Source organism: Ruegeria sp. AM4 (assembly GCF_056540665.1).
In genome coordinates this window covers 292,839-306,434 of sequence record NZ_JBQFXD010000001.1, presented here as the reverse complement: position 1 = coordinate 306,434, position 13,596 = coordinate 292,839, and the positions used below count along the sequence as shown (strand labels likewise).

The 13,596-nt window shown below is 59.8% G+C and carries 14 protein-coding genes; 6 read left to right on the top strand and 8 right to left on the bottom strand.

The features are described from left to right. The first annotated feature begins 31 nt into the window (after positions 1 to 31). The 6 genes from ACR0JA_RS01510 to ACR0JA_RS01485 all read left to right on the top strand — a co-directional run bounded on the left by ACR0JA_RS01510 (position 32) and on the right by ACR0JA_RS01485 (position 7,084). Positions 32 to 2,926 (top strand): formate dehydrogenase subunit alpha, encoded by a 2,895-nt coding sequence (locus ACR0JA_RS01510; protein WP_480568972.1) that lies wholly within the window; start codon positions 32 to 34, stop codon positions 2,924 to 2,926. A gap of 11 nt (positions 2,927 to 2,937) precedes the next feature. Further along, entirely contained in the window at positions 2,938 to 3,531 is a 594-nt protein-coding gene (gene fdh3B / locus ACR0JA_RS01505; protein WP_010439472.1) for a formate dehydrogenase FDH3 subunit beta, read from the top strand. A gap of 72 nt (positions 3,532 to 3,603) precedes the next feature. After that, the gene (locus ACR0JA_RS01500; protein ID WP_480568969.1) at positions 3,604 to 4,809 is read left to right on the top strand and encodes a formate dehydrogenase subunit gamma; all 1,206 of its coding nucleotides are present in this window, start codon (positions 3,604 to 3,606) and stop codon (positions 4,807 to 4,809) included. Beyond that, positions 4,810 to 6,072: a c-type cytochrome gene (locus ACR0JA_RS01495; protein WP_480568966.1), complete on the top strand. Its 1,263-nt coding sequence runs from the start codon at positions 4,810 to 4,812 to the stop codon at positions 6,070 to 6,072. Positions 6,073 to 6,085: 13 nt separating this feature from the next. Continuing rightward, on the top strand, positions 6,086 to 6,211 hold the full coding sequence (locus tag ACR0JA_RS01490) for a hypothetical protein (protein WP_480568964.1): 126 nt from the start codon (positions 6,086 to 6,088) through the stop codon (positions 6,209 to 6,211). Continuing rightward, positions 6,212 to 7,084 carry a substrate-binding domain-containing protein gene (locus ACR0JA_RS01485; RefSeq protein WP_480568961.1) on the top strand — a complete coding sequence of 291 codons (873 nt, stop codon included), beginning with the start codon at positions 6,212 to 6,214 and terminating at the stop codon, positions 7,082 to 7,084. 8 nt (positions 7,085 to 7,092) lie between these two features. Here ACR0JA_RS01485 and ACR0JA_RS01480 read toward each other — a convergent pair whose 3' ends face one another. From ACR0JA_RS01480 to ACR0JA_RS01445, 8 genes are all read right to left on the bottom strand, one after another. Beyond that, a complete protein-coding gene (locus tag ACR0JA_RS01480) occupies positions 7,093 to 7,908 on the bottom strand; it encodes an ABC transporter substrate-binding protein (protein WP_480568958.1) in 816 nt (271 codons plus the stop codon). Between the two features lie 22 nt (positions 7,909 to 7,930). After that, positions 7,931 to 8,665 carry an ATP-binding cassette domain-containing protein gene (locus ACR0JA_RS01475; RefSeq protein ID WP_480568956.1) on the bottom strand — a complete coding sequence of 245 codons (735 nt, stop codon included), beginning with the start codon at positions 8,663 to 8,665 and terminating at the stop codon, positions 7,931 to 7,933. After that, complete coding sequence (locus ACR0JA_RS01470) at positions 8,658 to 9,371, bottom strand: ABC transporter permease (protein WP_480568953.1); 714 nt, start codon at positions 9,369 to 9,371, stop codon at positions 8,658 to 8,660. The genes ACR0JA_RS01475 and ACR0JA_RS01470 overlap by 8 nt, the downstream gene beginning before the upstream one ends. A gap of 154 nt (positions 9,372 to 9,525) precedes the next feature. Beyond that, positions 9,526 to 10,521 carry an ABC transporter substrate-binding protein gene (locus ACR0JA_RS01465; RefSeq protein WP_480568950.1) on the bottom strand — a complete coding sequence of 332 codons (996 nt, stop codon included), beginning with the start codon at positions 10,519 to 10,521 and terminating at the stop codon, positions 9,526 to 9,528. Between the two features lie 60 nt (positions 10,522 to 10,581). Further along, positions 10,582 to 11,427: an ABC transporter permease gene (locus ACR0JA_RS01460; RefSeq protein ID WP_480568947.1), complete on the bottom strand. Its 846-nt coding sequence runs from the start codon at positions 11,425 to 11,427 to the stop codon at positions 10,582 to 10,584. After that, positions 11,424 to 12,341, bottom strand: coding sequence for an ABC transporter permease (locus tag ACR0JA_RS01455; RefSeq protein ID WP_480568944.1), 918 nt, complete (start codon positions 12,339 to 12,341; stop codon positions 11,424 to 11,426). Before ACR0JA_RS01455 ends, ACR0JA_RS01460 begins: the two co-directional genes overlap by 4 nt. Then, positions 12,338 to 12,769 (bottom strand): N-acetyltransferase family protein, encoded by a 432-nt coding sequence (locus ACR0JA_RS01450; protein WP_480568941.1) that lies wholly within the window; start codon positions 12,767 to 12,769, stop codon positions 12,338 to 12,340. Before ACR0JA_RS01450 ends, ACR0JA_RS01455 begins: the two co-directional genes overlap by 4 nt. Beyond that, entirely contained in the window at positions 12,769 to 13,566 is a 798-nt protein-coding gene (locus ACR0JA_RS01445; protein WP_480568938.1) for an ABC transporter ATP-binding protein, read from the bottom strand. Before ACR0JA_RS01445 ends, ACR0JA_RS01450 begins: the two co-directional genes overlap by 1 nt. Positions 13,567 to 13,596 lie beyond the last annotated feature (30 nt).

The following is a 13,596-nucleotide window of genomic DNA, read 5'->3' as shown; positions in this document are numbered from 1 at the left end:
TGGCTCACATGGCGCGCAAGGGAGGAAAGAAATGCTTAGGAAAAAGACCAACGGGGTTGCGAGACGCCCCCAGCGGACAAGTATCCTGTCCCAAATCGGCGAGAAAACCGTCGATCGCCGCGCATTCCTGCGTGGCTCGGGCCTGACGATCGGCGGTCTTGCCGCGATCAGCGCCACGGGTGGAACCGTGACGCCAGCCAGCGCCCAGACAGCGGCGAATGCCGCGGTTGAAAACATTAAATCCATATGCACCCACTGCTCGGTTGGCTGTACAGTCGTGGCCGAAGTGCAAAACGGCGTCTGGGTCGGGCAGGAACCCGGCTGGGATAGCCCGTTCAACCTGGGTGCACATTGCGCCAAGGGGGCCTCGGTCCGCGAGCACGCCCATGGCGAACGCCGCCTGAAATATCCGATGAAAAAGGAAGGCGGAGAGTGGAAGCGCATCAGCTGGGAAGAGGCGATCAACGAGATCGGCGACGGCATGATGAGCATCCGCGAGGAATCCGGGCCGGACAGCGTGTACTGGCTGGGTTCCGCCAAGCACAACAACGAACAGGCCTATCTGTTCCGCAAGTTCGCCGCCTACTGGGGCACGAACAACGTGGACCATCAGGCGCGTATCTGCCACTCGACCACCGTTGCGGGTGTTGCGAATACATGGGGCTACGGCGCCATGACCAATTCGTATAATGACATCCATAACTCTCGGGCCATCTTCATCATCGGCGGCAACCCGGCCGAAGCGCACCCCGTCTCGCTGCTGCATGTTCTGCGCGCGAAAGAGCAGAACAACGCGCCGCTGATCGTCTGCGACCCGCGCTTTACGCGCACGGCGGCGCATGCGGATGAATATGTCCGCTTCCGTCCAGGTACAGACGTAGCTCTGATCTGGGGCATCCTCTGGCACATCTTCGACAACGGCTGGGAGGACAAAGAGTTCATCCGCACCCGCGTCTGGGGCATGGACCAAATCCGTGAAGAGGTTGCCAAGTGGAACCCGGATGAGGTCGAGCGCGTCACTGGAACGCCGGGATCGCAGCTAAAGCGGGTTGCGCGCACGATGGCCAACAATCGGCCAGGCACGGTGATCTGGTGCATGGGTGGTACGCAGCACACCAACGGCAACAACAACACCCGCGCTTATTGCGTTTTGCAGCTTGCTCTGGGCAACATGGGCACTTCGGGTGGCGGCACCAATATCTTCCGCGGCCATGACAACGTGCAGGGCGCGACCGACCTTGGTGTTCTGTCCCACACCCTGCCCGGCTATTACGGCTTGTCCGCAGGTGCGTGGGGTCACTGGGCTCGTGTCTGGGGTGAAGAACCCGAATGGCTGGCAGGCCAGTTCGCCACGATCAAAGACAAGGAAGGCAAGGATAAACCGCTTCAGAACGAACGCGGCATCCCGGTTTCCCGCTGGATCGATGGTGTTCTGGAAGACCCGGCCAACATGGATCAGGACAACAACGTCCGCGCCATGGTTCTGTGGGGCCACGCGCCCAACTCGCAGACCCGGATGACGGAAATGAAGACGGCGATGGAAAAGCTGGACATGCTGGTCGTGATCGACCCGTACCCCACCGTTTCCGCTGTTCTGCATGACCGCACCGATGGCGTCTACCTGTTGCCCGCCTGTACGCAGTTCGAAACCCGTGGCTCGGTCACGGCATCGAACCGTTCGTTGCAGTGGCGCGACAAGGTGGTTGATCCGCTGTTCGAAAGTCTGCCGGACGAGGTCATCATGGCCAAGTTCGCCAATAAATTCGGCTGGGCAGACCGCTTCTTCCGCAATATCGAGATGGAGGACGCCGAGACTCCGAATGTTGAAAGCATCACGCGTGAGTTCAACAGCGGTCTTTGGACCATCGGATATACCGGACAATCGCCGGAACGCCTGAAAAGCCACATGGCCAACCAGCACACGTTTGACAGAACGACGCTGCAGGCCGTTGGTGGACCAAACGACGGTGAGTACTACGGCCTGCCATGGCCCTGCTGGGGCACGGCCGAGATGGGTCATACGGGTACACCGAACCTCTATGACATGTCCAAACCGGTGGCCGAAGGTGGCCTGACCTTCCGCGCTCGTTTCGGCGTGGAACGCGATGGCGACAACCTGCTGGCCGAAGGGGTCTATAGCGCCGGATCGGAAATTCAGGATGGTTACCCTGAATTCACGATGCAGATGCTGATGGACCTCGGCTGGGACGGAGACCTCACGGCTGAGGAACGCGCGGCAATCGACGCTGTCGCTGGTCCGAAGACCAACTGGAAAACCGACCTGTCAGGCGGCATTCAGCGGGTCGCGATCGAGCATGGTTGTGCGCCCTTCGGGAACGCAAAGGCCCGCGCGGTCGTCTGGACCTTCCCGGATCCGATCCCGCTGCATCGCGAACCGCTTTATACACCGCGGCGCGATCTGGTCGAGGACTATCCGACCTATGAGGACCGGCATGCCTATCGCCTGCCCACCCTTTACGCTTCGATCCAGAAGAACGACTTTTCAAAGGATTACCCGATAATCCTCACGTCTGGTCGTCTGGTCGAATATGAAGGCGGCGGAGATGAGACACGGTCGAACCCGTGGCTGGCCGAGTTGCAGCAGGACATGTTCGTCGAGATCAATCCTCGCGATGCCAACAACCTTGGTATCCGCGACGGATCGCAGGTCTGGGTCGAAGGTCCCGAAGGCGGCAAGGTCAAGGTGATGGCGATGCTGACCAACAGGGTTGGTGCCGGTGTGGCCTTCATGCCGTTCCACTTTGGCGGCCATTTTCAGGGTGAAGACCAGCGGCACAAATATCCCGCCGGTGCAGATCCCTATGTGCTGGGTGAAAGTACCAACACCGCCCAGACCTATGGCTATGATTCAGTGACCCAGATGCAAGAGACCAAGTGTACTCTCTGCAAAATCTGGGCAGCGTAAGGAGGACGATAATGGCTAGAGCAAAGTTTCTCTGCGACGCTGAACGCTGCATCGAATGCAACGCCTGCGTAACCGCGTGCAAGAACGAGCATGAGGTACCGTGGGGTATCAACCGCCGCAGGGTGGTGACGATCAATGACGGCAATCCGGGCGAACGCTCGATCTCGGTGGCCTGTATGCATTGCTCGGATGCACCTTGCATGGCGGTGTGCCCGGTCGACTGCTTCTATCAGAACGAAGAAGGCGTCGTCCTGCACTCAAAGGACCTGTGCATTGGCTGTGGTTATTGCTTCTACGCGTGCCCCTTCGGCGCGCCGCAATACCCGCAGGCGGGCAACTTCGGATCACGCGGCAAGATGGACAAATGTACCTTCTGCGCCGGTGGCCCCGAAGAAACGCACTCGACCGCAGAGTTCGCCAAATATGGTCGTAACCGGATCGCCGAGGGCAAACTGCCGATCTGCGCCGAGATGTGTTCAACCAAGGCCCTGCTTGCCGGTGACGGCGACGTGGTGTCTGCCGTTTACCGCGAACGCGTTGTGGCGCGCGGCTTCGGCTCGGGCGCCTGGGGTTGGGGCACGGCCTACGACCAGAAAGACGGATAAGCGCCGTCTGCATGACATTCAGATGACCCGCCCGCGCGGGTCGTCTGCTTGGGAATTTTGACCGAGGTTCAGATGTTCCGTCTACTCATTGCATTGCTGCTTACCGTCACCTTGACCCAGAGCGCCCTTGCGCAATCCGAAGAGACAGAAGCCCCGGTTTCCTCTGACAGGACGGCAACCGGGGGCGCAACCACACTTGAGGACATTCTGGCCCGTCAGCGCGGCGAAAAGGTGGATAACACCTATCGCTCGGAAAACACCGGGCAAGGCAATGCCGAGGGCCTGCTGGGACAGCTTGGCACACGCGGCGTCGCCTCGGACAGCGATGTGTATCGCGCGTTGCGCTATGGCTCGGCGGATGTGACGGTGTCGTCTCAGGGCCCTGCTGCAAGCGTATTGATACAGGACGGCGGCATGTGGTGGCTGAATTTCCGCACCGGTCCGCTGCGCGAATATGGGACCTACATAATCGGTGGCATGCTGGCGGTCCTGGTACTGTTCTTTCTGATCCGTGGGAGAATTCGAATTGATGGGGAAAAAACCGGGCGTACCGTCACCCGCTTTAACGGCTTCGAACGGTTTGGGCATTGGCTGTTTGCGGGGTCGTTCGTGATCCTCGGCATAACCGGATTGCTGACACTTTACGGTCGGGATTTCCTGATTCCGGTCTTTGGCAAGGAAGGCTTTGCAGCGATCGCTCAGGGCTGCAAATGGCTGCACAACAATCTGGCCTGGGCGTTCATGCTGGGCTTGGTCATCGTCACCGTGAACTGGATTTCGCACAACATTCCTAACCGGGTCGACCTGAAATGGCTTGCTGCCGGAGGTGGTCTTTTTACCAAGAGCAGCCACCCTCCGGCGAAGAAGTTCAATGCGGGGCAAAAGATTATCTTCTGGCTGTGCATCCTGCTGGGTGTTTCGATCAGCCTGTCCGGCCTGTCGCTGCTGTTCCCGTTTGAAATGCCGCTGTTCGCCAAGACATTCTCGATCGCAAATACCACAGGCATCCCGCAAATGCTGGGCTTGAACCTGCCGGTCCAAATGTCCCCGCAGGAAGAAATGCAATACGCTCAGGTCTGGCACGTCATGGTCGCCTACGCCTTCATCGCGATCATTCTGGCCCACATCTATCTGGGTTCGGTCGGCATGGAAGGGGCGTTTGACGCGATGGGAACCGGCGAGGTCGAGGAGCAATGGGCGCGCGAGCATCATTCGCTCTGGCTGGAAGAGGTGCAGGAAAAAGAGGCCGACAAAGCAGCGGCCTCACCTGCTGAGTAAATGCGCGGGCTGGTTCTGGCGCTAATCCTGGTCCCCCTGCCCGCCTGGTCCGAGTTCTTCACGCTCAAAGGTCACGGCGGGCCGATCATGGGGATCGCCACCGCACCGGACGGGCGCATCGCAACGGCCAGTTTCGACAACTCGGTCGGACTTTGGACGGATCAAGACCCCGAATGGCTGGAAGGGCACGAAGCTGCGGTCAATTCCGTTGTTTTCAACGGCACGGCGATCTATTCCGCAGGCGACGATTTCACCCTGCGACGGTGGCCCGGTGGTCAAGTCGTCGGTCGGCACAAGGGAAAGATCGTCAGTGTAGCGGCATCAAAGACGTATGTGGCGACGGCCAGTTGGGATGGCACCATCGGATTGTGGCCGGTTGACGGGTCAGAGCCATCAGTTCTCGGGCCGACCGGCAGCGGCGTGAACGCTGTGGTGTTCTCTGCCGACGGGTCGCAACTGTTTTCTGCGGGCGTCGACGGGACCCTGCGTGTATGGGACGTAAGCCAAGCTCAGGAAACGGACCGGCTGGTCGAGCATGGCTTTGGCATCAACGAACTGGTGCTGAACATTCAGGACAACTGGCTGGCCTATGGTGCAGTGGATGGTGTGACCCGCATCCTTGATCTGACGACAGGTGAAGAGCGTGATTTCACCCTGGATCGCCGTCCGATCCTTTCGCTGGCCCTCAGCCCTGATCGCAGCCTGTTGGCAGTCGGGGACGGCGAAGGCTACATCATGGTGATCGACACCGGCGACTGGCGCATTGCGCAGGATTTTCGCGCCACTCTGCGCGGCCCGGTCTGGGCGCTGGCATTTTCCACCGATGGTCAAAACCTTCACGCCGGGGGCATAGATCAGGCGATGTACAGTTGGCCGATTGCCAATCTGGGCGAGCAGGATCAGATGGCCGCGTCAGAGCCCAGCTTTTTGAAGAACCCCGATCAAATGAGCAATGGCGAGCGCCAGTTTGCGCGCAAATGCTCGATCTGCCACAGCCTGACTCCCGACAGTCAACGGCGCGCAGGGCCGACATTGCACAAAATCTTCGGACGCAAAGCAGGCAGTCTGACTGAATATTTGTACTCGGATACGCTGCAAGACTCTGATATCGTTTGGAATGAAGACACTATCAACGCTCTGTTCGATGAGGGGCCGGATCACTATATCCCGCGGTCGAAGATGCCGATGCAACGTATCGCTCAGGCACAGGACCGCGCCGATCTGATCGCCTTTCTGCGCCGCGCAACCGCGCCAGACAACTGAGCCGGAGGAGACCATGAAAGCATTTCTTGCCGCCGTCGTCGCGATGGTCGTGATCACCATTGCCGCGCCCTTCGCTCTGGACCAGATCGGGTTCAGCGCTGCGGATGCGGGGTCTGGCCCTGCTGTGCGCCTCGACTGAATGTCCGAATACCTGACCACCCGCGAACTGGCCGATCTGCTGCGCATTGGCGAGCGGAAAGCCTATGATCTTGCCTCCTCGGGCGAGGTGCCTTGTGTGCGCGCCATGGGAAAACTCCTCTTCCCCCGCGCCGAGGTTGTCGCGTGGCTGAACGCATCCCGGTCGGGGCCGCAGGTTGCCGAGCCACCCTTGCCGCCGATTGTCGCGGGCAGTCACGATCCGCTGCTGGACTGGGCACTGCGCGAAAGCGGATCTGGCCTTGCAACCTACTATGACGGCTCATTTGACGGGCTGAATCGCCTGCGTGAGCGCAGCGCGCAAGCGACGGTTCTGCACATTCACGAGGAAGACGGTTTCAACGTGCGGTCGATCAGGGATTCCCTGGGCGAAGCTCCGGTGATCCTGTATGAAATCGCGCAACGCAAACGCGGGTTGCTGCTGGCCCCCGACATCAGCGGCGTGGGCGGCTTTGCGGACCTCGAAGGCCGCCGGGTCGTTTTGCGGCAAGACAGCGCCGCAAGTCAGCGGCTGTTCGACACGCAATTGGCGTTGCACGGGCTGTCGCGCGACGATCTTGACGCCCTGCCCGACTGCGCCCGCACCGAAGAAGAGCTGGCTTTGGCCCTGCGCGACGGTAAGGCCGAGGTTGGCTTTGGCCTTGGTGCGCTTGGTGGGTTCTACGGGCTGGATTTTCAGCCGACCCATACCGAACGGCTGGACCTTGCAATCTGGCGAAGGGCCTTTTTCGAAGCCCCGATGCTGACGCTGATCGACTTCCTGCATGCGCCGCGGTTTCTTCAACGCGCGCAAGAGTTGGGCGGGTATGACCTGTCAGGTCTCGGGCAAATCCACCACAACGGCGCCAGCGGCTGAAAAGGCCGTCACTGTGCGTTCGGGAAGAACAACTGCTCACCATCCAAGGTATAGGTCTCGATCGCGGATTGCCCATCTGGTCCGATCAGCCAGTCGATGAACCTCTGCCCGGCGGTAGCCCGGACGCCCGGGTGCTTGTCAGGATTCACAAGGGTCACGCCATATTGGTTAAACAGGCGCGGATCGCCTTCTACGAGAATCTCAAGATCTCCCCGGTTTCCAAAGGACAACCACGTGGCGCGGTCGGTCAGGACATAAGCCCCCATACCGCTGGCCACGTTCAACGTCGTGCCCATGCCGGACCCTGTTTCGCGATACCAGCTGCCGGAATCCCCGGTCGGGTCGACGCCTGCATCAGCCCAGAACCGCATCTCGGCCTTGTGGGTGCCACTGTCATCCCCGCGCGAGGCAAAGGGGACCTCGGCAACGGAGATGTCGGCCAAGGCAAGGATGATATCGTTGCCGCCCTTGACCCCGGCTGGGTCCGATTTCGGCCCGACCAGAACAAAATCGTTGTACATCACGTCAAAGCGATCAACGCCCCAGCCGTCAGCAACAAACCTTTGTTCGTCTGCTTTGGAGTGGACCAGTAATACATCCGCATCGCCGTTTATCGCGTTCTTGATCGCCTGACCGGTGCCGACTGCGACAACTCGAACGTCGATGCCGGTTTCCGCCTCAAACCAAGGTAAAATATGGTCGAACAGGCCTGAATTCTGGGTCGACGTGGTGGATTGCAAAATAATGAACGGCTCGTCCGCACTGACGGGCAAAGCCAGCAGACCAAGCGCGATTGCCGCGCTGCGGATCAGGTTTCGGACCATCGAATTCTCCGTCAAATCTGAATTATGTAACCAACCCACCCGCCAGATACCGGCGCGCCGCCTCTGTTTCCGGGCTGTTCAATACCTGCCGGGCGGCGCCATGTTCAACCACGCGCCCTCCCTGCATCATAACGACGTCCGCAGCAAGCCTGCGTGCCTGCCCGATGTCATGGGTGACCATTACGATCCGCACCCCCCGGGCCGAGGCGCGCAAGACCATCTTTTCGATCGTCTGGGTCGCGCCGGGGTCCAGCGCGCTGGTCGGTTCGTCCAGAAACAAGGTATCCGGCGACAGCGCCAGCGCACGCAAAATGGCAAGGCGCTGCGCCTCGCCGCCCGACAGTGACCGGGCGGATTGCCGGGCTTTGTCCGCCAGCCCGCCTTCGGTCAGCAACTCGGCGATCTGCATCTTGCGCGCCGAGCGCGGCAGGCGCTTGCGTTTCAGCACAAAGTCCAGATTGGCCGCGACCGAGCGGCGCAGCAGCACCGGGCGCTGGAACACCATTGCCTGCCGAGCCCTGTGCATCGGACCCAGAGGCACGTCCCCTTGCAGGACAGCCCCGCGATCCGGCGAGATCAACCCGTGCAGACAACGCAAAAGCAAGCTCTTGCCCGCACCATTTGGCCCCAGCAACAGCGTCGGACCCGGCCCCTCCAGCCGGAGCTGCGGCACGTCCAGTAAAACCTTGCCCTTGCGGGCGATATAGAGATCGCGGACCCGCAACCCAGTATCGCTTTCCAGTGGAAGATCACGCATGACGTAAACCTTCCTGTTCGGCGCGCAAGGTCAACGCACTGACCATCGCGTTGACTGCAATCGCAATCCCGATGAGGATCGCGCCGAGTGCCAGCGCCAACGCCAAATTACCCCTTGAGGTCTCAAGCGCGATGGTGGTGGTCATAACCCGCGTGACGTGGTTGATGTTGCCCCCGACGATGATCACCGCCCCAACTTCTGCGATAGCGCGGCCAAACCCGGCCAGCAAAGCCGTCACCAATGCCAGTCGTGCATCCCAAAGCAGTACCGGCACCGAGGCCAACCGTGACACGCCCAGCGAACGCAGCTGTTCGGCATATTCCTCGGCCAGCATTTCGACCACTTGCCGCGTCAACGCAGCGACGATGGGCGTGACCAGAACAACCTGCGCGATGATCATAGCTGTCGGTGTGTAAAGCAGTTCCAACACGCCCAAAGGCCCCGACCGAGATAGCATCAGATACACAAGCAGCCCGACAACAACCGGTGGAAAGCCCATCAGAGCGTTCATCAGCACGATCATCGCCCGCCGACCGGGGAAACGAGCAACCGCCAGTGCCGCGCCAAAGGGCATACCGATCACCGCAGAAATCAGCACCGCAAACAGCGAAACCCGCAAGGACAACAGCACGATCGACCACAGCTCTGGATCCCCTTTCAGGATCAGAGCGGATGCCATTGCGAATTCTGATGCAAATCCCTGCATTTTCTTCCATTTTAGAGATTTTTCGCATTAGATGCGGTCATTTACATGGAAATACTATGCCAGTTTGACACCAAGTACAGTCACAAATGCGGCAGTCCAAAAAGAAAACGCGGCCCCTACCGGGACCGCGTCGAATTTCGCGATGTCAGAGCGGTCAGTTCAGCGCGGCATCCGTGATCTGATGTGTCCATGCGCCTTCGGGCTCTTTGGTGATCGCCGGGTTTTCGGTCGACACGGCAGACAGCAGAGTTTTGACCGTTTGTTCGTAGTCCGCCGGGTCCAGTGCCCCGGTTGATCCTTCGATCAGCTTGGCGACCTCGCCCATCATGTAGACCTGATGGTCGAGTTCCTGAGCGCCGGTCTCGTCGAACTCGAGCACGATTTCAGCAGCCTCTTCCTGATTTGCCGCAGCATATTCCCAACCTTTCATCGACGCGCGCACAAAGCGCTCCATCTTGTCGACAAATGCGGGATCGCTCAGGTTTTCCTCCATGACATAGAGACCATCTTCCAACATGCCAAAGCCCATCTGAAGATAGTTAAACGTCACCAGTTCCTCGGGTGTGATCCCTGCCTGAAGGATCTGACGGTATTCGTTGTAGGTCATCGTCGAGATACAGTCCGCCTGTCCCTGAATCAGCGGATCAGCCGAGAATGCCTGTTTCAGAACCGTGACCCCGTTGTCGTCGGCCCCATCCGTTTCGATACCCAACGAGGCCATCCAGGCATAGAACGGATATTCGTTGCCAAAGAACCAGACCCCCATCGTGCGGCCCGGGAAATCCTCGGGCGACTCGACCCCGGTCGATTTCAGGCAATTGACCTGCAGTCCACCTGTCTTGAAGGGCTGCGCGATGTTGACCAGTGGAACACCACGCTCGCGTGCTGCAAGACCGGCTGCCATCCAGGTGGTGATGACGTCAGCGCCACCCCCGGCGATGACCTGTTCCGGCGCAATATCCGGGCCACCGGGTTTGATCGTGACATCCAGCCCCTCTTCGTCATAGAACCCCTTGGCTTCGGCCACGAAGTATCCGGCAAACTGCGCCTGCCCGACCCATTTGAGTTGCAATGTCACCTCATCCGCCGCAAACGCCGTGCTGGCTGCCAGACTGAAGGCTGCGACCGCCCCGCTTAGTAGCTTATTCATCTTCACTTCTCCTAGTTGCTTATGGGTGCCCCGTTTTCGGGGTCTGTTGAATTTTGTTTGTTATCCTCGTTGTGACGGATGCCAGAACGTCACCGCCTTTTCGATACCGGCCACAAGGCCATAAAACGCAGTTCCAGCAAGGGCGGCGACCACGATCTCGGCCCAGACCATATCCAGTGACAATTGCCCCACGCTGGTCGAGATTCGGAACCCCATCCCCACGATGGGTGAACCGAAGAATTCAGCCACAATAGCGCCGATCAGGGCAAGTGTCGTCGAAATCTTCAACCCGTTGAAGATAAACGGCATCGCCGCCGGCAGGCGTAGTTTCAGAAAGCTTTGCCAATAGGTTGCGGCATAGGTCTCCATCAGGTCGCGCTGCATGGCGGTGGCCTCGCGCAAGCCCGCAACGGTGTTCACCAGCATCGGAAAGAAAACCATCACCACCACGACCGCAGACTTGGATTGCCAGTCGAACCCGAACCACATGACCAGAATGGGCGCGGTTCCGACGATCGGCAGCGCCGCGACGAAATTCCCAACCGGCAACAGCCCCAATCGCAGGAAATCCCAGCGATCGACCGCGATGGCCATCAGGAACGCCGCACCACATCCAATGATGTAGCCGCTGAGCGCACCTTTCAGGATCGTCTGCACGAAGTCCGCCCAGAGGATTGGCAGGCTGTCACCAAAGCGCAAAGCGATCGCCGACGGTGCGGGCAGGATGACAAGAGGCACCTCAAGCCCGCGCACGATCAACTCCCACGCCAGAACAATCGTCAGCCCAAAGATCAGCGGGGCCAGAAACCGCACCAAGCGGCTGTCGGCCTGTGGCCCGCTGGCCAGCCGACTGTTCAGCCACCAGCCAAGGATCCAAACCAACAGGGCTGAGAATACAAGCATCATTGCGCCATCCCCATTCGTTTCAGAACCACCCGTTCGATCAGGCCAAGCAGCCCGACCAGACAGGCCGCCAGAATGGCCGCCGCAAACAGGGCCGACCAGATCTGCACGGTCTGTCCGTAATAGCTGCCCGCCAGCAGACGTGCGCCCAGACCGGCCACCGCACCCGTGGGCAGCTCACCAACGATCGCCCCGACCAGAGACGCCGCAATCCCGATCTTGAGCGACGCGAACAGATAAGGCATCGACGCGGGCAGACGCAGTTTCCAGAACCCCTGCCCGTGGCTGGCATTGTAGGTTCGCAGCAAGTCCAGCTGCATCGCATCGGGGCTGCGCAGCCCTTTGACCATTCCGACCACCACTGGGAAGAAGCTGAGATAGGCCGAAATGATCGCCTTTGGGATAATCCCCTGCACGCCGACAGAATAAAGCACCACGATAATCATCGGGGCCAGAGCGATAATGGGTATGGTCTGACTGACAATAGCCCAGGGCATGACCGACAGGTCCATGACCCGGCTATGCACGATCCCGACCGCCAGCAGTATGCCAAGCCCGGTGCCGATCACAAAACCCAGCACCGTCGCGCTCAGCGTGACCCATCCGTGATAGATCAGCGACCGTTTCGAGGTGATCTTTTTCAGGATCGTGGTTTCCCACAGCTCGATTGTCACCTGATGCGGAGACGGCAGCCGGGGTTTCTTTTGCTCCCATGTCGCGGGAATGGCGAAACTGTTGCTCAGGACCAGCCCGACCACTCCCAGATCGCGGCGTGCGCTTGCGGTCGGCGGCTGCACTTCAGCCCCGCCGCGTTCCAGTTCAGTCAGAGTGCCCTTGATGTTCATCGGAACGCTCGCCACGTACCAGAACAACACGATCACGGCCACGACGGTCAGAACGGCAATGATCTGCTTCATACCCGCCACTCCATCCGAATGATCGTCAATGTCTCGGGCGGTTCCGGCGGTTCGGTGCCCGTCGCAATGAACCCTTCGCGACGATAAAATCTCTGGGCAGACACATTGGGCTCATGGGTCGTCAGCCACAAAAAATCACGTCCTGATTTCGCCTTGTCCAACAGGTGCTTACCCATTCCCTGACCGGTGCGCAAGCAATAGAGGGCACCAACCTTTCGCGCCTCGGGATCAACCGACATGTAGCAATCCACCGGATCGCCCGCGACCCAGATTTCGCGCGCGGGGAAGGCCTCGCGGATGAGCCTGGCCAAATCGGCTTCGGGCAATTCATCGACCATCCAATCCGTCTGCGCGATCCAAGTGGCAATCACATGTGCGCAGGCCGGGACATCATCTGGCGTCGCCCTTCTGATCACATCGCTCGGCATCAGACCTCATCCCCGTGCCCGGCGCGCAGCCCTTCGCGCACGCGATGGGCCACTTCGATGAATTCTGGTGAATCCCGAATATCCAGCGGTCGCTCTTTGGGCAGAGGGCTGTCGATCACATCCGTTATCCGCCCCGGACGCGGGCTCATGACGACGATCTTGGTGCTCAGATACACCGCCTCGGGGATCGAGTGGGTGACAAACCCTATGGTCTTGCCGGTCCGCGCCCACAGCGCCAGAAGCTGTTCGTTCAAGTGATCCCGCACGATCTCGTCCAAAGCCCCGAAGGGTTCGTCCATCAGCAGGATGTCGGCATCAAATGCAAGCGCGCGCGCAATGCTGGCCCGCTGCTGCATGCCACCGGAAAGCTGCCACGGGAACTTTCCGCCAAACCCTTTCAGATCAACAAGTTCCAACACCTTGTTTACGCGATCATCCTGCTCGGACGCGGAATATCCCATGATCTCAAGCGGCAGTTTGATGTTCTTGGCAATGGTGCGCCAAGGGTACAGCCCCGCCGCTTGAAACACATAGCCGTAAGCCCGGTTTCGCCGCGCCTCGTCCGGGGTCATCCCGTTGACGGTCAGCGCGCCGCCTGTCGGCGTCTCCAAAGCCGCAATACAGCGCAGGAACGTGGTCTTGCCGCACCCCGAGGGGCCGATGAAACTGACAAAGTCACCCTTGTCGATCGTCAGGTTCACATCCTTCAGCGCGTGGATGGGCCCGTCATTGGTCTGGAAAGTAAGGTCCAGCTGCCTGGCCTCGATAACGGGCTGGGTCGTTGTTTCAGTTGTCATTCCATCGCCTTGAAAACACTTGACTTTGGG